The organism is Variovorax sp. P4_B10 (assembly GCF_056402375.1).
In genome coordinates this window covers 39179-58974 of the sequence record NZ_JBFUHN010000046.1, presented here as the reverse complement: position 1 = coordinate 58974, position 19796 = coordinate 39179, and the positions used below count along the sequence as shown (strand labels likewise).

20 protein-coding genes are annotated in these 19796 nt (G+C 65.3%); 3 read left to right on the top strand and 17 right to left on the bottom strand.

Annotated features, from left to right (window positions below; genetic code table 11):
- The 4 genes from AC1DXX_RS20970 to AC1DXX_RS20955 form a co-directional block, all read right to left on the bottom strand.
- Positions 1-182 (bottom strand): hypothetical protein (locus tag AC1DXX_RS20970; RefSeq protein ID WP_478136138.1); only part of this gene is annotated, 182 nt, incomplete at its 3' end.
- The gene (locus AC1DXX_RS20965; RefSeq protein ID WP_478136137.1) at positions 154-1716 is read right to left on the bottom strand and encodes a formate dehydrogenase beta subunit; all 1563 of its coding nucleotides are present in this window, start codon (positions 1714-1716) and stop codon (positions 154-156) included. The genes AC1DXX_RS20965 and AC1DXX_RS20970, both read right to left, overlap by 29 nt.
- Positions 1713-2213 (bottom strand): formate dehydrogenase subunit gamma, encoded by a 501-nt coding sequence (locus AC1DXX_RS20960; RefSeq protein ID WP_478136136.1) that lies wholly within the window; start codon positions 2211-2213, stop codon positions 1713-1715. Before AC1DXX_RS20960 ends, AC1DXX_RS20965 begins: the two co-directional genes overlap by 4 nt.
- 168 nt (positions 2214-2381) lie before the next feature.
- On the bottom strand, positions 2382-3275 hold the full coding sequence (locus AC1DXX_RS20955) for a LysR family transcriptional regulator (RefSeq protein ID WP_478136135.1): 894 nt from the start codon (positions 3273-3275) through the stop codon (positions 2382-2384).
- A 117-nt stretch (positions 3276-3392) separates the two neighbouring features.
- Here AC1DXX_RS20955 and AC1DXX_RS20950 point away from each other — a divergent pair, with 117 nt between their 5' ends.
- On the top strand, positions 3393-3635 hold the full coding sequence (locus AC1DXX_RS20950) for a hypothetical protein (RefSeq protein ID WP_478136134.1): 243 nt from the start codon (positions 3393-3395) through the stop codon (positions 3633-3635).
- Between the two features lie 16 nt (positions 3636-3651).
- Here AC1DXX_RS20950 and oxlT read toward each other — a convergent pair whose 3' ends face one another.
- On the bottom strand, positions 3652-4941 hold the full coding sequence (gene oxlT / locus AC1DXX_RS20945) for an oxalate/formate MFS antiporter (RefSeq protein ID WP_478136139.1): 1290 nt from the start codon (positions 4939-4941) through the stop codon (positions 3652-3654).
- 694 nt (positions 4942-5635) lie between these two features.
- Here oxlT and AC1DXX_RS20940 point away from each other — a divergent pair.
- Positions 5636-5812, top strand: coding sequence for a hypothetical protein (locus AC1DXX_RS20940; RefSeq protein WP_478136133.1), 177 nt, complete (start codon positions 5636-5638; stop codon positions 5810-5812).
- A 50-nt stretch (positions 5813-5862) separates the two neighbouring features.
- Here AC1DXX_RS20940 and AC1DXX_RS20935 read toward each other — a convergent pair whose 3' ends face one another.
- The 11 genes from AC1DXX_RS20935 to oxc form a co-directional block, all read right to left on the bottom strand.
- On the bottom strand, positions 5863-6804 hold the full coding sequence (locus tag AC1DXX_RS20935; protein WP_478136132.1) for a LysR family transcriptional regulator: 942 nt from the start codon (positions 6802-6804) through the stop codon (positions 5863-5865).
- A 69-nt stretch (positions 6805-6873) separates the two neighbouring features.
- Entirely contained in the window at positions 6874-8295 is a 1422-nt protein-coding gene (gene pyk / locus AC1DXX_RS20930) for a pyruvate kinase (protein WP_478136131.1), read from the bottom strand.
- A gap of 13 nt (positions 8296-8308) precedes the next feature.
- On the bottom strand, positions 8309-9319 hold the full coding sequence (locus AC1DXX_RS20925; RefSeq protein WP_478136130.1) for a 2-dehydropantoate 2-reductase: 1011 nt from the start codon (positions 9317-9319) through the stop codon (positions 8309-8311).
- Positions 9320-9365: 46 nt separating this feature from the next.
- Positions 9366-10136, bottom strand: coding sequence for a fumarylacetoacetate hydrolase family protein (locus tag AC1DXX_RS20920; protein ID WP_478136129.1), 771 nt, complete (start codon positions 10134-10136; stop codon positions 9366-9368).
- 45 nt (positions 10137-10181) lie between these two features.
- Positions 10182-11081, bottom strand: a complete 900-nt coding sequence (gene sucD / locus AC1DXX_RS20915) for a succinate--CoA ligase subunit alpha (protein ID WP_478136128.1) — start codon at positions 11079-11081, stop codon at positions 10182-10184.
- Between the two features lie 351 nt (positions 11082-11432).
- A complete protein-coding gene (gene sucC, locus AC1DXX_RS20910; protein ID WP_478136127.1) occupies positions 11433-12608 on the bottom strand; it encodes an ADP-forming succinate--CoA ligase subunit beta in 1176 nt (391 codons plus the stop codon).
- A 7-nt stretch (positions 12609-12615) separates the two neighbouring features.
- Positions 12616-12999, bottom strand: a complete 384-nt coding sequence (locus AC1DXX_RS20905) for an HAD family hydrolase (RefSeq protein ID WP_478136126.1) — start codon at positions 12997-12999, stop codon at positions 12616-12618.
- Positions 13000-13158: 159 nt separating this feature from the next.
- A complete protein-coding gene (frc, locus tag AC1DXX_RS20900) occupies positions 13159-14406 on the bottom strand; it encodes a formyl-CoA transferase (RefSeq protein ID WP_478136125.1) in 1248 nt (415 codons plus the stop codon).
- Positions 14407-14419: 13 nt separating this feature from the next.
- Positions 14420-14854: a PAS domain-containing protein gene (locus tag AC1DXX_RS20895; protein ID WP_478136124.1), complete on the bottom strand. Its 435-nt coding sequence runs from the start codon at positions 14852-14854 to the stop codon at positions 14420-14422.
- 29 nt (positions 14855-14883) lie between these two features.
- The gene (gene frc, locus AC1DXX_RS20890) at positions 14884-16158 is read right to left on the bottom strand and encodes a formyl-CoA transferase (RefSeq protein ID WP_478136123.1); all 1275 of its coding nucleotides are present in this window, start codon (positions 16156-16158) and stop codon (positions 14884-14886) included.
- A gap of 25 nt (positions 16159-16183) precedes the next feature.
- The gene (gene oxc, locus AC1DXX_RS20885; RefSeq protein ID WP_478136122.1) at positions 16184-18007 is read right to left on the bottom strand and encodes an oxalyl-CoA decarboxylase; all 1824 of its coding nucleotides are present in this window, start codon (positions 18005-18007) and stop codon (positions 16184-16186) included.
- Between the two features lie 155 nt (positions 18008-18162).
- Between oxc and AC1DXX_RS20880 the strand changes: the two genes are divergently transcribed.
- Positions 18163-18771: a Crp/Fnr family transcriptional regulator gene (locus AC1DXX_RS20880; protein ID WP_478136121.1), complete on the top strand. Its 609-nt coding sequence runs from the start codon at positions 18163-18165 to the stop codon at positions 18769-18771.
- Positions 18772-18941: 170 nt separating this feature from the next.
- Here AC1DXX_RS20880 and AC1DXX_RS20875 read toward each other — a convergent pair whose 3' ends face one another.
- Positions 18942-19778: a cytidylate kinase family protein gene (locus AC1DXX_RS20875; protein WP_478136120.1), complete on the bottom strand. Its 837-nt coding sequence runs from the start codon at positions 19776-19778 to the stop codon at positions 18942-18944.
- Positions 19779-19796: the final 18 nt, after the last annotated feature.

Here is a 19796-nt window from a genome sequence, read left to right as displayed (position 1 = left end):
TGGTGTGCTCTGCGCAGCGAAATAAAGGAGGAGGCCTGCGGCCCTAGGCCGCGCCGGGGGACATTCGCTTCGCTGCGCACACCGTCGGCGTGAGCACGCCCCGAACGACGCACCTCAAACACAACGCGACGAACAGAAAAACAAGCTTTCATTTCAGGCAGCCTTGCGATCAGGAACCACAAGCCCGAAGTCCTGCGGGAAATGGTCGAGTGCGGAAAGCACCGGGAATGGCGTCATGCCGCCCATGGCGCACAGCGAGCCGTGGACCATGGTGTTGCACAGGTCGCGCAGCAGGATGACCTGCTCCACCCGGTTCTGGTCGGCCCGGATCTTGTCGATCACCTCGACGCCGCGGGTCGAGCCGATGCGGCACGGCGTGCACTTGCCGCAGGACTCGATGGCGCAGAACTCCATCGCATAGCGCGCGAGCTTCGACAGGTCGGCCGTGTCGTCGTGCACCACGATGCCGCCGTGGCCCACCGTGCCGCCCACGGCCGCATAGGCTTCGTAGTCGAGTGGCAGGTCCCACTGCGATTCGGGCAGGTAGGCGCCCAGCGGCCCGCCCACCTGCACCGCCTTGATCGGCCGGCCCGATGCGGAGCCGCCGCCATAGTCGTACAGCAACTCGCGCAGCGTGACGCCAAAGGCCTTCTCGACCAGGCCCCCCTGCTTGATGTTGCCGGCCAGCTGCATCGGCAACGTGCCGCGCGAACGGCCGACGCCGAAGTCGCGGTAGAACTCGGCGCCGCGCGCCAGGATCAGCGGCACGCTGGCCAGCGTGATCACGTTGTTGATCAGCGTGGGCTGGCCGAACAGGCCGGTGATGGCCGGCAGCGGCGGCTTGGCCCGCACGATGCCGCGCTTGCCTTCGAGGCTTTCGAGCAGCGCCGTTTCCTCGCCGCACACATACGAGCCCGCGCCCTTGCGCACTTCGAGCCAGAAGGTCTTGCCCGAGCCCAGGATGTCGTCGCCCAGGAAACCTGCGGCTTCGGCCACGCGGATCGCCTCGTTCATCGTCGCGATCGCATGCGGGTATTCAGAGCGGATGTAGACGTAGCCCTTGGTCGCGCCAGTGGAGACACCCGCGATGGTCATGCCTTCGATCAGCATGAACGGGTCGCCCTCCATCGTCATGCGGTCGGAAAAAGTGCCCGAGTCGCCTTCGTCGGCATTGCAGACGATGTACTTCTGCGCGGCCGGCGTGGCCAGCACGGTCTTCCACTTGATGCCGGCCGGAAAGGCTGCGCCGCCGCGGCCGCGCAGACCCGAATCGAGCACCTGCTGCACGACCTCTTCCGGCGTCAGGGCCAATGCGCGGCGCAGGCCGGCATAACCTTCATGCGCCTCGTAGTCGGTGAGAGACACCGGATCGGTGATGCCCATGCGCGCGAAGGTCAGGCGCTCCTGCTTCTTCAGGTACGGAATCTCTTCGGTCAGGCCCAGCGACAGCGGGTGCTTCTGCGCGCCTTCGGCAAAGCCGGCATCGAACAGGTCGGCCACGTCGTCGATCGTCACCGGGCCGTAGGCCACGCGCCCGGCCGGTGTGCTCACCTCGACCATCGGTTCGAGCCAGAACAGGCCGCGCGAACCGTTGCGCACGAGGTTGAACGCCACGCCGCGCACGGCCGCTTCCTGCGCGATGCGCTCGGCCACACGCTCTGCGCCGACAGCCAATGCGGCCGAATCGCGCGGCACGTAAACAGTGATGCCGCTCATGCGCAGTCTCCATATTGCGCCACCAGCGCATCGAACGAACGCGGCGTCATGCGCGCGTGCGGCTCTTCGTTGATGGTCATCGCGGGCGACGAGGCGCACAGGCCGAGGCAGAAGGCCGGCTCGAGCGTGAAGTTGCCGTCCTTCGAGTGGCCGTGCGCGCTGCATCCGAGACGCAGCTCCGCATGGGCGAGCAAGGCATCGGCGCCCATTGACTGGCAGGCCTCGGCGCGGCAGATCTGGATCACGTGCCGCGCCGCGGGTGCGGAGCGGAAGTGGTGGTAGTAGGTGATGACGCCGTGCACTTCGGCGCGCGAGAGGTTCACGCCCTCGGCGATCGTCATCACGGTGTGCGGCGGGATGTAGCCCAGCGCATCCTGCACGTCGTGGAGGATCGGGAGCAAGGCCCCCGGCTCTTCCGCGCGCTGCAGCAGCACCTGGCGCACCGCGGCCAGTTCATCGGATTCGCTCATCGTGGCGTGTCGGCCCACTTCGTTCATGCGGCGCTCCTTACCGGGTTTTTATTCATCGTGGTCAAGCTGTCCCGGCGTTTTCATCCTACGACCGAAACACGCTCGCAGACACTGCCGATTGCCCTAGGAAAACTCTGCGGTTTCCCGCTCTGGAGGCACTGTCGAGGAATACGAAGGCAAAGGCCTTGACTCAGGTCAATTTCCGGGAAACAAGGCCGGTTGCATGCTGCCCGCGGCCGACTTGGAAACCGTGCTCACGACCTCGCGCAGTCCCGCCAGCGCCGGATCGACGATGGCCGGATCGGCGCCCACCGCGTAGACCGCATACGCGGGGTAGAGAAACTCCGGCGTGTGGGGCACGCGGCGCAGTTGCCCCGATTCCAGGTGGCCACGCACCACGTCGAGCCGGAAGTAGCCGGTGCCGCCCGCGGCCAGCAGGTACTCGCGGCCGAGCGGGCCCAGTCCGGCCTTCACCGCGGCATTGGAGAGTTCGGGAAACGCGAGGCCGTGCTGCGCCGCGAACTCCGGCCCCCAGTCCACATAGACATAGTCCGCCGGCCGCGGCATCCGGGGACGCCGGGCGGTGGTGACCATCACGAGCTTTTCCTCGATCAGCAACTCCACGCGCAACCCCGGCCGCTGCTGCGGCGCATAGACGATCGCGACGTCGAGCACGCCCGCCGCCACCTTGTCGAGCAGGTCCTGCGGAAAACCCACTTCCGTGCGGATCGCGAGTTGCGGCGCCGTCTTGCGCAGCCACAGCAGCCATCGCAGCAGCAGCGGGTCCCACAGGCTGATCTCGCAGCCGGCCGCGAGCACGGCCTGGCTGCCCTCGGGCACCGCCACCTGGTGACGCGCCCGTTCCCAGACCTGAACCAACGTGGTGGCATGCGGCAGGAACTGCTCGCCCGCCGGCGTGAGCGCTGCCCCGGCCTTGTTGCGCACGAAGAGCTTGCGTCGCAGCAGCTCTTCGAGGGTCCGCACGCGGGCGCTCACCGAGGTCTGCGTCACATGCAGGCGCTCCGCGGCGCGCTGGAAGCTGCGCGTCTCGACGATCTCGAGAAAGGTCCGGGCCAGGTTGATGTCCATCGCGGCGCCCTCTTTGAATGCATTATTTTTGCATTCAACTGGCAATTAATCTCGTTTTACTTATTCAGAGCGCGGACAGAAGATGAAGGCCATTCCAACGCAACCCAGGAGCACCCCATGCCCATCCTTGGCCAGTCACTCGATGCGAAGAAGGGATCACCAGGGCGTTTTGCCGATGCATTCAGGGCCCTCGTCGACGAGGCCTGCATGCTGGCCGAGGCGTTGCTCAGTCCCCGGAAGATCATCGAGGACGTCGAGCAGATGCACGCCTTGCGGGTCGCGGCGGACACCATAGAAGCCACCGACCCGTGGCGTGCCGATGTGCTGCGCTCTCGCGCTTCGCGCATCGGCCTTCGCTGACGAACAATCAATGAGACTACGAAGCCAGTCGGCTCTTCTCGATGTGCTTGCGGCGCATCGGGCGCAACACGAACCACGCCATCAGGGCCGCGACCGCATTGACCACGCTGGCGACGATGAAGACGGCATGCCAGCTGCCGGTGGACGCGGCGAGCACGCTGGAGAGCGGCACCAGCAGCGAGGCGGTGCCCTTCGCGGTGTAGAGCATGCCGGCGTTCGACGCGGCGAACTTGGAGCCGAAGGTGTCGGCGCAGGTCGATGGGAACAGGCTGTAGATCTCACCCCAGGCAAAGAACACCATGCCGGTCAGCAGCACGAAGAGGATGGGGTTCTGGCCATAGTGGTAGAGCGCCAGGATGCCGACCGATTCGAGCGCGAAGGCAATGAACATCGTCTGCTCGCGTCCGATCTTGTCGGAGACCCAGCCGAAGAAGGGTCGCGTCAATCCGTTGAGCACGCGGTCGATGGCCAGGGCAAAGGTCAGCGCGGGCAGCACGAGGCCCATGATGTTGACCGGTACGTCCATGATCTTGAAGTCTTGCGCAATCGGCGCGAGCTGCGCGGTGGCCATGAGGCCGCCGGCAGCCACCATCACGAACATCGCGTACATCACCCAGAAGATGGGCGAGCGCAGCACTTCGGACGGCGCGTAGTCGCGTTGCGACTGCTGCACGTTGCGACTGTTCGACACCTTCGAATGGTTGGGTGCACGGGTGAGCAACCAGGCCAGGGCGAAGACGATCACGCCCTGACCGATCCCAAAATAGAGAAAGGCAGACTCGTAGCCGCTGGTCTTGATCATCACGGAGATGGGGATGATCGTGAGGGCCGATCCGGCGCCGAAACCTGCCGCAGTCATGCCTGCAGCGAGGCCCCGGCGATCGGGGAACCACTTGAGCGCATTGCCCACGCAGGTGCCGTACACCGCACCCGCGCCGATGCCGCCGACAGCCGCCGCGATGTAGAGCATCGGCAGCGAGGCAGCGAACGAATTGAGCACCCAGCCAAGGCCGCAGAGCACGCCGCCCACCAGCACCACCGGACGCGGGCCGAAGCGGTCGACGAGGTAGCCTTCGATGGGCACCAGCCAGGTCTCGGTGAGCACGAAGATCGTGAAGGCCACCTGGATCGCGGCGCGGCTCCAGCCATGTTTTTCAGCGATCGGATTGACGAAGAGCGTCCAGCCGTACTGGAGGTTCGCGATCATCGCCATGCAGACGATGCCGATCAGCAACTGTCCCCATCGGTAAGCCTCGGATCGCGTGGCGGTTGTCGCGCCGTAGGTGGAATCCGATGGGGGATACATCGCAGGGGTGGACCCCGCAATCGTGGTCGTTGGCCGAGTCATGGAGTTGTCCTTACTGTTTTGATGGATCCGACGGTCTCGGAAAAAGCGACGCAATCAACCGAGTGAAAAGGAGAAATACATCACTTGTTTTTGCGCGTGAATGACTGTCGGACGGAGCGACTCAAAAACTCTTGACCGCAGTCAAGTTCACACGAATCGTGACGCGTTGGGACCCCCGTGATATCCCTAGCAACGAGGCATCGTTGGCGAGTGCGCGGTGCACGTTTGTTTGGGGGCTTGTTCAGGGCTCGATCACGCCGACGGTGTGCTCTGCTCCGCGAATGTCCCCCGGCGCGGCCTAGGGCCGCAGGCCTCCTCCTTTATTTCGCTGCGCAGAGCACACCGCCAGCGTGATCGTTCAGAGCAGTCGTTGAGCGGCCAGCACTACAGCTGCGCCTCTCGTGCGCAGGGCACCGGGTGCTCCCCGCAGCGAAATAAAGGAGGAGCGAAGCGGGGGACATTCGCGGAGGGGAGCACCCGGTGGCCTGTGCACGCACCCCGAACGCACCCGCCCTTGCGAGACACATCTGATGGGAGAAAAATTGACCTAGGTCAAGAAACGCAAAAATCGCGTTTGCTCTCGTCTAGGGTAAACCCTAAAATTGCGGGTAATCCCTTCAGTCTTTCTGATTCAACCTTCCGGAGCATTCCAATGAACAACACCACCCTCGATTCCCGCGCGATCCGCACCGCCTCGCCGTCCACCACCACCAACGACGAAGCACTGCGCGACCTGATCGCCGCCATGCCGATCGTGATCATGTACAAGGCGGCCCGCGCGGCGCTCGTGCAGCACCGCAAGAGCATTCGCAGCGCGCTCACGAACTGATCGTGCTTTCCCCCGAAAACAAAAGAGCGCTCGATGCGCTCTTTGTTTTTTCAGGGCCGTGATTCATCAAGAGGTTTGAACGGCACGATCTGCGAGATCAGCGACGCGCCGTCGCTCAGCAGAAAGTCCTTGAAGGCCTGCGCCACCGGCGGCAGCCGCTTGGTGCGCCGGTGCACGACGTACCAGTTCAGCATCAGCGGAAAGCCCTCCACGTCGAGCACGCACAGGCTGCCGGCCTTCATCTCCTGGCTGATGGTGTGCGCAGAGACAAAGCTCACGCCCATGCCCGCGATCACCGCCTGCTTGATCGTCTCGGTGCTGCGGATCTCCATCGCGATGTTGATGTTGTCCAACTCGCGGCCGAAGCCGTCTTCCATCGAATGCCAGGTGTCCGAGGCCTTCTCGCGCACGACGAAGGGCTCGCGCATCAGTCGCTTCAGCGGAATGCCTTTCACGCCGACCAGTGGATGCGTCGGCGCTGCGACGATCACGTACGGGTGCGGCGCAAAAGCCTGATTGAGCGTGTCGAGATCGGTGGGTGGCCGCACCATGATCGCGAGGTCGGTGAGGTTCTCGGCGATGTGCGTCAGCAGCCCCTCGCGGTTGTGCACCGTGAAGTTCAGCGTCACGCCGCGATGGCGGCTCGCGAACTCCACCAGCAGGCGCGGGAAGAAGTAGTCGCCCGCACTGATCACGCCCACGTTGAGCTTGCCGCCCGAGACGCCCTTGAACTGCATCATCGCGTTCTCGGCCGCCTCGAACTGCTGGATGATCGCGCGGCTGATCTGCAGCAGCTCGGCGCCGGCGGGCGTGAGGAATATCTTCTTGCCGAACTGCTCGAACAGCACGTTGCCGGCGTGTTCCTCGAGCTTGGCGACCTGCGTTGAAACGGCCGGCTGCGTGAGATGAAGCTCCTCGGCCGCGCGCGAAAAACTCAGCAGCCGCGCGACCGCCTCGAAGACCTTCAACTGGCGCAGGGTCGCGTGCTTCATCGAAAAAATGGGGTGGTGGCTGCAATCGAAGGGCCATCGTACAGCGCACCCTTGGGAGCCCCGGGGAACTCACTTCGGAATCTTGGCGACGTGCAGCAGGTTCGTCGTGCCGGAGAGCCCGAACGGCAGGCCGGCAATCACCACCACGTCGTCGCCCACCTTCGCGAAGCCTTCGGTGCGCGCCGTGCGGCAGGCGCATTCGATCATCTCGGCCACGTCGTGCACGTCGTCGACGAGCACGGCATGCACGCCCCAGACCATCGCCATGCGGCGCGCAGCGGCGACGTCGGGCGTGAGGCTCAGGATCGGCACCGCGGGCCGCTCGCGCGCGGCGCGCAGGCTGGTGAAGCCCGAGGAGGTGTAGGTCACGGTGGCGGCCGGCGCGAGCAGGGCCGCCACCTGGCGCATCGATGCGCAGACCGCATCGGCCGTGGTCGACAACGCCGCGTCGTGCGTGGCATCGATGCCGGTGCGGTACGAGGGATCGGCCTCCACGCGCGCGACGATGCGGTCCATCATCGCGACCGCCTCGAGCGGGTACTTGCCCGACGCGGATTCGGCGGAGAGCATCACCGCGTCCACGCCGTCGTAGATGGCAGTCGCCACATCGGAAACCTCGGCACGCGTGGGCACCGGCGCGGCGATCATCGATTCGAGCATCTGCGTCGCCACCACCACCGGCTTGCCGCCCTTGCGGCAGGCACGCACGATCAGGCGCTGCAGCTCGGGCACCTGCTCGGGCGGCAGCTCCACGCCGAGGTCGCCGCGCGCGACCATGATGCCGTCGGCCAGCGCGACGATGCCGTCCAGGTGTTCGATGGCGGCGGGCTTCTCCAGCTTGGCCATGATCCAGGCGCGCGTGCCGATGATGGCGCGCGCCTCCTCGATGTCCTCGGGACGCTGCACGAAGGACAGCGCGACCCAGTCGACGCCCATCGCGAGGCCGAAGTGCAGGTCGTCGAGGTCCTTCGGCGTGAGTGGCGAGATCGGCAGCAGCACGCTCGGCACGTTGACGCCCTTGCGGTCCGAGATCGGCCCGCCGACGATGACGGTGGTCTCCGCGAAGTCGGCGCCGTGGCTGTCCACGCGCAGGCGCAGCTTGCCGTCGTCGAGCAGCAGGTCGGTGCCAGCCTGCAGCGCCGCGAAGATTTCCGGATGCGGCAGCGGCGCGCGGCGCGCGTTGCCGCTGGTCTTCGTGTCCACGTCGAGGCGGAATCGTGCGCCCGCTTCGAGCTGCGCCTTGCCGCCTTCGAAGGTGCCCAGGCGCAGCTTCGGCCCTTGCAGGTCGAGCAGCACGCCGATGGGGCGGCCGAACTCTTTCTCGAGCCGGCGAATGGCCTCCAGCCGCCGCGCATGGTCGTACTGCGAGCCGTGGCTGAAGTTGAGGCGGAACACGTCCACGCCGCGCTCGAACAGCGCGCGGATGGCCTGCTCGTCCGACGTGGCCGGGCCGAGCGTGGCGACGATCTTGGCGCTGCGGGTGCGTCTCATGGTGTGTCGTGCCTCATGCCATTTCGTGAAGCCGAACGCGACCGCGCTGGTCTTCCATGGTGCGCGCCAGCAGCTTGACCAGCGTGTACACGGTGTCGATGTGCGGCGTCGAGGTGTCGGTGAGGCGGGCCAGTTCGACCACCGCGCCCACCAGCGCATCGATCTCCGGCGCGCGGCCGGCTTCGACGTCCTGCAGCATCGAGGTCTTGTGCTTGCCGACCTTCTCGGCGCCGGCGATGCGCTTTTCGAGCGTCACACGGAACTCGATGCCGAGCTTGTGCGCGACAGCCTGCGCCTCGCGCATCATCGCGGCGGCCAGGTCGCGCGAGGGCGGGTACTGGCAGATGTCCACCAGCGTCGAATGCGACAGGCTGCTGATCGGGTTGAAGGTGAGGTTGCCCCACAGCTTGAGCCAGATCTCGGCGCGGATGTTGTCGAGCACCGGCGCCTTGAAGCCCGCGCCGGTGAAGCAGGCCGACACGCTGTTCACGCGCTCGCTCGACGATCCGTCGAGCTCGCCGACGGGGAAGCGATCGCCTTCGATGTGCTTCACCACGCCCGGTGCAATGAGCTCGGAGGCGGGGTAGACCACGCAGCCGATCACACGCTGCGCCGGGATCTTCGCGCTCACCACGCCCGCGGGATCGACGCTGCGCACCGGCGTGCCTGCCAGCGCGCCGCCGTGCTTGTGGAAGTACCAGTACGGAATGCCGTTCTGCATCGTCACCACCATGGTGTCGGGGCCGAACAGCCTGGGCACGTCGTTCGCCACCGCTTCGACCTGGTGCGCCTTCATCGCAAGGATGACGATGTCCTGCGGCCCGGCCTCGTCGTAGCTGTCGGTGGCCTTCACGTTGCGCGCCACCTGCTCCCCGCCTTCGGCCGAAACCAGCTTGAAGCCGTTCGCCTTGATGGCCGCGAGGTTGGCACCCCGCACGATGAACGTCACGTCCTCGCCGGCCAGCGCGAGTTTCGCGCCGACCAGGCCACCGATGGCGCCTGCGCCGATGACTGCTATCTTCATGTCGATCCCCAAGTAGTTGAATGCGTTGCGCGGGCCGGGCGTGGTCTCAACCGAAGCGGTTGGAGAGCGTGCCGATGCCTTCGATGCCGATCTCGACCAGGCTGCCCGGCTTCATCGAGCCGACGCCGACCGAGGTGCCGCACAGGATCACGTCGCCGGGATTCAGCGTCATGTCCTGGGAGATCAGGCTGACCAGCTGCTGCACGGAAAAGCGCATGTCGCTGACGGGATAGTTCTGCCGCTCTTCGCCGTTGAGCACCGTGGTCACGACCAGCGTTGCGGGGTCGAGGCCGGTGGCGACCACCGGGCCCATCGGGCAGAAGGTGTCGAAGCCCTTGGCGCGCACCCACTGCGCGAACGAAGCGTCGCGGTTCAGGATATCGGCCACCGTCACGTCGTTGGCGCAGGTGTAGCCGAACACATGGTCGAGCGCATCGGCTTCGGCGACGGCCGTGGCCGTCTTGCCGATGACGATGCCGAGTTCGCCCTCGAACACCACCTTGCCGTCGCACAGCGGCTTGCGGATGGGCTCGCCGGGTGCCAGGTAGGAGTTGGGCGCCTTCAGCAGATAAAGCGGCTCCGCGGGCACCGGCAGGCTCAGCTTCGCGCCGAGCGCGTGGAAGTTGTTCCACAGCGCGATGACCTTGGTCGGCTCGGTGGGCGTGAGCAGCTTCAGGCCTGCCAGCACGAACACGCGGCCCGTGGGTTCGGAGCGGCCGAACATGTCGCCCTGGTGCTCGTGCACCGCATCGCCTTCGACAGTGCCGAAGGCGGCCTCGCCGGCGTGTTCAAAACGGACCCATTGCTGCTGTTTCATCTGTTGTGTGCTTTCTTGAATGAATTTCGCGAGCCCTTCGACCGGTCAGTCGAACGGGAGGTAGTCGGGGATGACGAGCGACGCGAGCAGCTTGCCCATCTCGGCGGGGTTGTGCGTCACGTGGATGCCGCACGCCTTCATCACCGCGAGCTTTTCCTCCGCGGTGCCGCGGCCGCCGGACACGATGGCGCCCGCGTGGCCCATGCGCTTGCCGGGCGGTGCGGTGGCGCCGGCGATGAAGCCGACCACGGGCTTGCGCATGTGGTCCTTGATCCAGCGCGCGCAGATTTCTTCTTCATTGCCGCCGATCTCGCCGACCATGATCACGGCGTCGGTGCGCGGGTCGTCGTTGAACATCTTCAGCACGTCGATGTGCTTGAGCCCGCCGACCGGATCGCCGCCGATGCCGACCACGGTCGACTGCCCGATGCCGAAGCGTGCGAGCTGGCTCGCGGCCTCGTAGGTCAGCGTGCCGGAGCGCGAGACCACGCCGATGCGGCCCTTCTGGTGGATGTGGCCCGGCATGATGCCGATCTTGATTTCGTCGGGTGTGATGAGTCCCGGGCAGTTGGGGCCGAGCAACAGCGTCTTGCTGCCCTCCATGCGATGGCGGGTGCGGATCATGTCGCGCACCGGAATGCCTTCGGTGATGCAGATGACGAGGTCGAGCCCGGCATCGACCGCTTCGTCGATCGCTGCAGCGGCGAAGGGCGGCGGCACGTAGATCACCGAGACGGTGGCGCCGGTCTCGGCCTTCGCGTCTTTCACGGTGCCGAAGACCGGGATGCCGTCGAAGGACTTGCCGGCCTTGTGCGGGTTCACGCCGGCGACGAAGCACTTCTGGCCGTTGCCGTAGTCGCGGCACATCGCGGTGTGGAACTGGCCTGTCTTGCCGGTGATGCCCTGCGTGATGACGCGGGTGTGCTTGTTGATGAGGATCGACATTTCAGTCCTTCACCTCGTGTTGTCTTGCGGGGTGCTTTTGCTCTGGGCGCTGTTGTTCAGGGCGCGTGCACAGGACACCGGGTACTCCCCTCCGCGAATGTCCCCCGCTTCGCTCCTCCTTTATTTCGCTGCGGGGAGCACCCGGTGCCCTGTGCACAGGGCACGCTGCTGGTTTGCAGCCGATCAACGACCGCTCTGAGCGATCACGCTGGCGGTGTGCTCTGCGCAGCGAAATAAAGGAGGAGGCCTGCGGCCCTAGGCCGCGCCGGGGGACATTCGCTTCGCTGCGCACACCGTCGGCGGGATCGCGCCCTGAATGCCCCCCACAGCGACGATTCGAAAAGCAAGCCTTCATCCCAGGCTCCCCCGCCGTGCCGCAGCCACAGCCTGCTGGGCGGCATCCGCCATGTCGTCCGCACTGATGATCGGCAGGCCCGACTGCGCGAGGATGGTCCGGCCGAGGCTCTCGTTGGTGCCCTTCATGCGCACCACCAGCGGCACAGACAGTTCGACCTCGCGCGCAGCGGCGACGATGCCGCGCGCGATCACGTCGCACTTCATGATCCCGCCGAAGATGTTCACGAGGATGGCGCGCAGGTTCGGGTTGCGCAGCATCAGCTTGAAGGCCTGCGTCACCTTCTCGGCCGTGGCGCCACCGCCCACGTCGAGGAAGTTGGCAGGTGAGCCGCCATACAGCTTGATCACGTCCATCGTGGCCATCGCGAGGCCCGCGCCGTTGACCAGGCAGCCGATGTCGCCGTCGAGCGAGATGTAGGAAAGATCGAACTGCGAGGCCTCGACCTCGGCCGGGTCCTCTTCGTCCAGATCGCGCATCGCGGCGATCTCGGGCTGGCGGAAGAGCGCGTTCGCATCGAAGCTGAACTTGGCGTCGAGCGCGATCACGCGGCCGTCGCGGGTGACGACCAGCGGGTTGATCTCGGCGAGCGATGCATCGCAGGCATCGAAGGCCTGGTACAGGCTCTGCATCAGCGTGCGCGCCTGCATCACCGACTTGCCCGAGAGACCGATGCTGCGCGCCACGATGTCGGCCTCGGTGCCCTTCAGGCCCGTGTCCGGATCGATGAACACCTTGTGGATCTTCCCGGGCGTGCGGGCCGCGACCTCCTCGATGTCCATGCCGCCTTCGCTCGATGCCATCAGCACGACACGACCGGAATCACGGTCGACCACCAGGCCGAGGTAGAGCTCCTTGTCGACCTCGACGCCCTCTTCCACCAACAGGCGCTTCACCACGCGCCCTTCGGGGCCGGTCTGGTGGGTCTTCAGCGTCATGCCGAGCATCTGGCTGGCGTGCCGCCGCACCTCGTCGACCGACCATGCGAGCTTCACGCCGCCGCCCTTGCCGCGGCCGCCGGCGTGGATCTGCGCCTTGACCACCCAGGCGCGGCCGCCGAGACGGGTGGCGGCATCCGCCGCTTCGTCCGCCGACAGGCAGGCAAATCCACGAGGCGTGGTGACGCCGTATTTGCGCAATACGTCCTTGCCCTGGTATTCGTGGATATTCATGGCAATTTCAGGCGCCGAGTTCGGCACCGTGGCTTTCGGCCCAATTGAAATAGCGCCTGCTCATGACGCCGCCGCTCAATTCGCGCTTCTGGTGCTCATCCTTCTTCTGTTCGATCACCTCGGCCAGGAATTTGGCGTCGTAGGCGCGCAGAAGGTGCGGCTGGTGAGTGCTCAGGTACTGGCAAACCCGCTCGGCACCATCCTGGTTCTGGCGCAGCAGCTGGCAGTAGATTTCGCGGTCCCAGTGCCAGCGGAAACCCAGTTCGTAGAACGCCGCGTTGTAGGCATTGCGTTCGGTTTCGCTGCTCCAGTATTGAATTGGCAAATCGTCGATCATGAAATTTCTCCTAGAAATTGAATGCCGTTCGACAAATGGCTTGTGGGTCGGCATGATCAAAATGTAGATTCGATGATCGATAAATAATAGTTAAACTATTTTATTGAATGCATTCACGATAAGTTATACATAGGCGGGCGCGAATTTCCATTTGCAGATGGCTCGCGCCACCTGCAAAAAGGCCTCTTAATCAGTCAATCAGCGCGCGGTTCTTCAGATCACGCGCTCGGTGCGCAGCATGGCGATTTCGTCGACGCCATAGCCCAGTTGCTTCAGCACTTCCTCGGTGTGCTCGCCCAGCAGCGGCGCACGGGTCACATCGGTCCGGCTGTCGGACATCTTGATGGGGTTGCCCACGGTGAGGTACTTGCCGCGCGTCGGGTGGTCGACCTCGACGATGGTCCCGCTCTCCCGCAGCGATTCGTCCGCGGCGATTTCCTTCATCGACAGGATCGGACCGCAGGGAATGTCGTACTGGTTGAGGATGTCCATGGCCTCGAACTTGGTCTTGGTCATGGTCCATTGCTCGATGCGCGCGAAGATCGGCTTCAGGTGCAACAGGCGCGCGGCCGGCGTGGCGTAGGCCTCGTCGGTAATCCAGCCCTCTTCCCCGATGACCTTGCACACAGCAGGCCACACCGCACCCTGCGTGATGAAGTAGATGTAGGCATTGGGGTCGGTCTCCCAGCCCTTGCACTTGAGGATCGAGCCCGGCTGCCCGCCGCCCGATGCATTGCCGGCGCGCGGCACCGCGTCGCCGAACTTGCCGTCGGGGTACTGCGGGTACTCGTGCAGCGTGCCGGTGCGCTCCAGGCGCTGCTGGTCGCGCATCTTCACGCGGCAGAGGTTGAGCACGGCGTCCTGCATCGGCGCCAGCACCTGCTGGCCGCGTCCGGTGCTGTTGCGCTGGAACAGCGCGGCGAGGATGCCGAGCGCCAGGTGCAGGCCGGTGCCGCTGTCGCCGATCTGCGCGCCGGTGACCACGGGCGGGCCGTCGTCGAAGCCGGTGGTCGATGCAGCGCCGCCGGCGCATTGCGCCACGTTCTCGTAGACCTTGCAGTCCTCGTACTTGCCGGGACCGAAGCCCTTGACCGAGGCCACGATCATCTTGGGGTTGAGCTTCTGGATGTGGTCCCAGGTGATGCCCATGCGGTCGAGTGCGCCGGGAGCGAAGTTCTCGACCAGCACGTCGCAGGTCTTGATCAGCGTGTCCAGGACCTGCTTGCCCTTCGGGTTCTTGGTGTCCAGCGTGATCGACCGCTTGTTGTGGTTCAGCATCGTGAAGTAGAGGCTGTCCACACCGGGAATGTCGCGCAGCTGGCCGCGCGTTGCGTCGCCTTCGCCGGCGCGCTCGACCTTGATCACGTCGGCGCCGAACCAGGCCAGCAGCTGGGTGCAGGTGGGGCCCGACTGCACGTGGGTGAAATCGAGAATGCGGACGCCCTCGAGTGCCTTGCTCATCGTCTGTCTCCTGTTATTTGACCGTCGCGGCTTCGACTTCTACCAGACGGGCGCGCAACTTGCGCTCTTCGGCGAAGCGGGCGGTTTCGTCGCGCACGATGGCGACGATGCCGCAAACCTGATGATCCTCCGAGAACAGCATCGACACCGTGAAGGCGATCGACAGCGTGTGTCCGTCCTTGTGCAATGCGGGCACGCGCAGCACGTCGGCGCCGTACTTGGTAACCGCCGTTTCCATCGTCTTGTGATAGCCGTCCCAATGCCGCTGGCGTTGCCGCATCGGAATGATGATGTCCAGCGACTGGCCGAGCGCCTCGGCTTCGGTGAACCCGAAGATGCGCTCGGCGGCGCGGTTCCACAGCGTGATCGCACCTGCCGCATCGCAGACCATGATGGCGTCGCCGGCCCCGGCAACGAGTTGATTCAGATCGACGGTCGATGATGGCAAGGTGCGCTCCCGCTTCTTTCGCTACGGCCTCAGACGGCCTTGGACTCGTAGAGGTTGGCGATCTGGTCCTTGGTGTACCCCAGCTCGCTCAACACTTCTGCAGTGTGCTCGCCCAAGAGCGGCGAGGCGGTGACCTCGGGCTTGAGGTCCGAGAACTTGATCGGGCTGCCGATGGTCCAGTAGCTGCCGCGCTCCTTGTGCGGCACTTCGACGATGGAGCCGCTCTTGCGCAGCGACTCGTCGTGCAGCAGTTCCTTCATCGACAGCACCGGCGCGCACGGAATGTCGTGCTTGCGGAAAATGTCGACCGCCTCGAACTTGGTCTTGTCCTTGATGAAGTCCTCGATGGTGGCGAAGATCTGGTCGATGTGCGGCTGGCGGGCCTTGGGGGTCATGTAGTCCGGATCGGTCTTCCACTCGGGCTTGCCGAGCGCATCGCAGATCGGGTCCCAGGCGTGGCCCTGCACCGTGAAGTAGATGTAGGCGTTGGGGTCGGTCTGCCAGCCCTTGCACTTCAGGATCCAGCCCGGCTGGCCGCCGCCACCGGCATTGCCGCCGCGCGGCACCACCTTGTCCTTGAAGGCATCCATCTCGTGCGGGTACTGCGGGTATTCCTCCAGGTAGCCCACGCTGTCCAGGCGCTGCTGGTCGCGCATCTTCACGCGGCACAGGTTGAGCACGGCATCCTGCATCGAGCAGGCCACCTTCTGGCCCTTGCCCGTTTGCTGGCGGCCGATGATGGCCGTCAGGATGCCGATGGCCAGGTGCATGCCGGTGTTGGAGTCGCCCAGCGCGGCCGCCGAGATCGTCGGCGCAGAGTTTTCGCCCTTCCACCAGCCGGTGGTGGAGGCGGCACCGCCGGCGCACTGCGCCACGTTCTCGTACACCTTCAGGTCTTCATAGTGGTGGCCGTCGCTGAAGCCCTTGACCGAGGCGACGATCATCTTCGGGTTCAACTCCTGGATGCGTTCCCAGGTAAAGCCCATGCGGTCCAGCGCGCCGGGGCCGAAGTTCTCGACCAGCACATCCGATTCCTTGATCATCTTCTCCAGCACGGCCTTGCCTTCGGGCTTCTTCGTGTCCAGCGTGATCGAGCGCTTGTTGCTGTTCAGCATGGTGAAGTACAGCGCGTCGACGTTCGGGATGTCGCGCAGTTGGCTGCGCGTGACGTCACCGGCGCCGGGGCGCTCGACCTTGATCACGTCGGCGCCGAACCAGGCCAGCATTTGCGTGCAGGCAGGGCCCGCTTGCACGTGCGTGAAGTCGATGATCTTGATGCCGTTGAGGGGTTTGATACTGCTCATGTGATATCTCCTGGATGGACTTGGATTACTTCTTCTTCGCCGTGCTGGGGTTCAGACTGGTGATGCGGCCGCTTTCGGTGCCCGCGGTCTCGTCGATGACGGCATTGATCAGGGTCGGGCGGCCGGAGGCGACGGCCTCGGCGAGGGCCTTCTGCAGCTCGTCGGCGGTGGTGGCGTTGACGCCGATGCCGCCGAAGGCTTCCATCAGCTTGTCGTAGCGCGCGTTCTTGACGAACACGGTGGGCGCCACGTCGGCGGTGCCGCTGCTGTTCACGTCGGTGCCGCGGTAGACGCCGTTGTTGTTGAAGACGACGATGCAGATCGGCAGGTTGTAGCGGCAGATGGTCTCCACTTCCATGCCGCTGAAGCCGAAGGCGCTGTCGCCCTCGATCGCGATCACGGGCTTGCCGGTGACCACCGCGGCGGCGACGGCGAAGCCCATGCCGATGCCCATGATCCCCCAGGTGCCCACGTCGAGGCGCTTGCGCGGCTCGTACATGTCGACGATGCTGCGCGCGAAGTCCAGTGTGTTGGCGCCTTCGTTGACGACGATGGCATCGGGCCGTGCCTTCACCTGGTCGCGGATCACGCTGAGCGCGCTGTGGAAGTTCATCGGCGAAGGCCGGGCGGCCAGCGTGACGGCCATCTTCGACAGGTTCTTGTCCTTGCGCTCGGCGATGGCACCGGTCCATTCGGCCGGCGGCTTGGCCCACTTGGCATCGACACCCGCGAGCAGCGCCGCGACGCAGGAGCCGATGTCGCCGATCACCGGCGCGGCGATGGCCACGTTGCTGTCGATCTCGGTCGGCGCGATGTCGATCTGGATGAACTGCTTCGCGCCCTTGTCCTGCGCCCAGGTCTTGCCCTTGCCATGCGAGAGCAGCCAGTTGAGGCGCGCGCCGACGAGCATCACGACGTCGGCTTCCTGCAGCACGTACGAGCGCGCCGCCGCGGCCGACTGCGCATGCGTGTCGGGCAGCAGGCCCTTGGCCATCGACATCGGCAGGTAGGGAATGCCGGTCTTCTCGACCAGCGCGCGGATGTCGGCATCGGCCTGCGCATAGGCGGCGCCCTTGCCCAGCAGGATCAGCGGCTTCTTCGCGCCCTTGAGCAGGTCGAGTGCGCGCTTGACGGCATCGGGTGCAGGGATCTGGCGCGGTGCGGGGTCGACCACCTTGATGAGCGAGTTCCTGCCCTTGACCGCATCCATGGTCTGCGCGAACAGCTTGGCCGGCAGGTCGAGGTACACGCCGCCGGGGCGGCCCGAAAGCGCCGAGCGGATCGCCCGTGCGATGCCGACGCCGATGTCCTCGGCATGCAGCACGCGGAAGGCGGCCTTGCACAGCGGCTTGGCGATCGCGAGCTGGTCCATCTCTTCGTAGTCGCCCTGCTGCAGGTCGACGATCTCGCGCTCGCTCGACCCGCTGATCAGGATCATCGGGAAGCAGTTGGTGGTGGCGTTGGCCAGCGCGGTCAGGCCGTTGAGGAAGCCGGGGGCCGACACCGTCAGGCAGATGCCCGGCTTTTGCGTCAGGAAGCCGGCGGCCGCTGCGGCGTTGCCGGCGTGCTGCTCATGGCGGAAAGAAATGACCCGCAGGCCCTCGGCCTGCGCCATGCGCGTCAGGTCGGTGATCGGAATGCCGGGGAGGCCGAAGATGGTGTCGATGTCGTTCAGCTTCAGCGCATCGATGACCAGGTGGAAGCCGTCGATCGTTTCCAGCGCCGCTGCGTCGTCCGTGACTGGTTTGAGGGCTCGCACGACCGCATCGCCGTCAACGGCCCGGTTCGTGGGCTTGAGGGCGTCGTCCAGGGTCGTGGATGCCTCTTTGTCCGTTCTTACTGAAGACATGTCTCTCCTTCTGCTTGGGTGAATGGCCGAGGCCCGAGCCGGGACTATGATTCGGGGGCATGCTTTCGGGCGTTGACCTCGGTCAACTTTCCGGAAAACGGCACCGGCCAGACGAACCAGAAGTTGTTGTTGCGAATTCGAGCAAGACGGGACCCATGACGTTGTTGGAAAACCACCCGGAGAAGAACATCATTCGCGCGCAGCTCCGGCAGAACGTCCTGCTCAAGGACCTGAGCGAGAGCGACCGCGCCGAGCTGGAAACCCATCTCGTCATCGTGGACGGCAACAAGGGCGACTTTCTCCTGCACCAGGGCGTGCGCGAGATGGAGCAATACTTCATCCTCGACGGCATCCTCAAGCGGGTCGTGAGCAACCCGGAGGGCAAGGAAATGATCCTGCGCTTCGCGGACGAGCACGACATGGAAACCAGCTATGCGGCACTGCGGCTGGGCACGCCGACGCCCTACGGCATCGTGTGCGTCACCAAGGCCCGCGTGGCGAGCCTGCCGCTGAAGGAATGGATCACCTTCCTCAACCGGCACCCGGAAACCAAGGAACTGTTCGAGTACCTGGTGATGAAGGGAATGAGCGAGATCATGGCGCACACGATCACGCTGCATCTGCTGGATGCGCCGGGGCGCGTGCACCGGTTCATGCGCAAGCACCCGGAGCTCGAGGACMGGATTCCGAGCAAGGAACTGGCCTCGTATCTCAACCTCTCCGCGGAAACCCTTAGTCGGCTTCGCAAGCGCGGAAAGATCTAAGCGCGGCTTTGGGGGTTGGGGGTTGGCCCCCTCTCCCGCTTGCGGGAGAGGGTTGGGGTGAGGGTGCAGCGGCCCTCATCACGACGCGGCGCCTCATCGAGCGCCCTCCCCTCACCCCAGCCCTCTCCCGCAAGCGGGAGAGGGAGCAAGACAGGGATTGCTCGCCGAAATCATGTCTGCTTGGCGGATGCAAAGCGGCGGGAAGTTGCCATCAGGCGCAGTTGGTTGTGCACGCCCGTGACGCCGGTCACTGCAGCCGCCACCGCTTCGGTCTGCGCGCGCTCTTCGGAGTTCAAGACGATCCCGCGCAGGACCACCTCCCCCTGGTTCACATCGACCGTCACGCGGATGTCGCTCGTCTCCGCCTGCTCCTTCAACGCCGCTTTCACGCGCGCCTGCAGCGCCATGTTCTTGAGCAGCGCGCGCGACTCGGGCGTCTCCGCGAACTCGGGCCGTTGCACCAATTGACGGATCTGCTCGACGCAGCTGTCGACCGTCACCCGGTCGGTGTTGAGCACCAGGTCGTAGAGCACCGGGTCGCCCCAGGTCACGCCGAACTGCGCATGCATGCGCGCTGCGTGCGCCTGGTCGCTGCGGCGGATCTCGGCTTCCGCGAACGCGGCGTCGTCGGTTTCGAGGTCGCCCATCAGCCATTCGACGCGCTTCTCGAGCGAGCGCGTGATGCGCACGCACACCACGTGCGGCACCGGCCTCAGCAGGCAGGTGGCGCCCCAGCCGCGCAGCACCACGTTGCCGCGGTCGGCCAGTGCGAACAGCTCGTCCGCCGTGTAGAGGGCGACGCTGCGCTGGTCGGTGGTCAGGCGCTCCAGCAACCCGGCCTTGCCGCCGCGCAGGCGGCCGATCAAGCTCTTGGGCACCTGCATCTTGTCGGCCACGTGGTCGATGACCTCGTGGCGCATGACGGCGAGCGAGAGCGCCTCGGCGAGCTTCAGCGAAACGTCTTTCGCGAGGGAACCCATCTCCTGGGTCAGTGCGATCACTGGCATGTCGTGTGCTCCTTGTCG

Excerpts from the sequence above, each read along its gene's own strand:
- AC1DXX_RS20965 (WP_478136137.1), bottom strand. The coding sequence starts at position 1,716 with ATGAGCGGCATCACTGTTTACGTGCCGCGCGATTCGGCCGCATTGGCT.
- AC1DXX_RS20960 (WP_478136136.1), bottom strand. The coding sequence starts at position 2,213 with ATGAACGAAGTGGGCCGACACGCCACGATGAGCGAATCCGATGAACTG.
- AC1DXX_RS20955 (WP_478136135.1), bottom strand. The coding sequence starts at position 3,275 with ATGGACATCAACCTGGCCCGGACCTTTCTCGAGATCGTCGAGACGCGC.
- AC1DXX_RS20950 (WP_478136134.1), top strand. The coding sequence starts at position 3,393 with ATGCCCATCCTTGGCCAGTCACTCGATGCGAAGAAGGGATCACCAGGG.
- oxlT (WP_478136139.1), bottom strand. The coding sequence starts at position 4,941 with ATGTATCCCCCATCGGATTCCACCTACGGCGCGACAACCGCCACGCGA.
- AC1DXX_RS20940 (WP_478136133.1), top strand. The coding sequence starts at position 5,636 with ATGAACAACACCACCCTCGATTCCCGCGCGATCCGCACCGCCTCGCCG.
- AC1DXX_RS20935 (WP_478136132.1), bottom strand. The coding sequence starts at position 6,804 with ATGAAGCACGCGACCCTGCGCCAGTTGAAGGTCTTCGAGGCGGTCGCG.
- pyk (WP_478136131.1), bottom strand. The coding sequence starts at position 8,295 with ATGAGACGCACCCGCAGCGCCAAGATCGTCGCCACGCTCGGCCCGGCC.
- AC1DXX_RS20925 (WP_478136130.1), bottom strand. The coding sequence starts at position 9,319 with ATGAAGATAGCAGTCATCGGCGCAGGCGCCATCGGTGGCCTGGTCGGC.
- AC1DXX_RS20920 (WP_478136129.1), bottom strand. The coding sequence starts at position 10,136 with ATGAAACAGCAGCAATGGGTCCGTTTTGAACACGCCGGCGAGGCCGCC.
- sucD (WP_478136128.1), bottom strand. The coding sequence starts at position 11,081 with ATGTCGATCCTCATCAACAAGCACACCCGCGTCATCACGCAGGGCATC.
- sucC (WP_478136127.1), bottom strand. The coding sequence starts at position 12,608 with ATGAATATCCACGAATACCAGGGCAAGGACGTATTGCGCAAATACGGC.
- AC1DXX_RS20905 (WP_478136126.1), bottom strand. The coding sequence starts at position 12,999 with ATGCCGACCCACAAGCCATTTGTCGAACGGCATTCAATTTCTAGGAGA.
- frc (WP_478136125.1), bottom strand. The coding sequence starts at position 14,406 with ATGAGCAAGGCACTCGAGGGCGTCCGCATTCTCGATTTCACCCACGTG.
- frc (WP_478136123.1), bottom strand. The coding sequence starts at position 16,158 with ATGAGCAGTATCAAACCCCTCAACGGCATCAAGATCATCGACTTCACG.
- oxc (WP_478136122.1), bottom strand. The coding sequence starts at position 18,007 with ATGTCTTCAGTAAGAACGGACAAAGAGGCATCCACGACCCTGGACGAC.
- AC1DXX_RS20875 (WP_478136120.1), bottom strand. The coding sequence starts at position 19,778 with ATGCCAGTGATCGCACTGACCCAGGAGATGGGTTCCCTCGCGAAAGAC.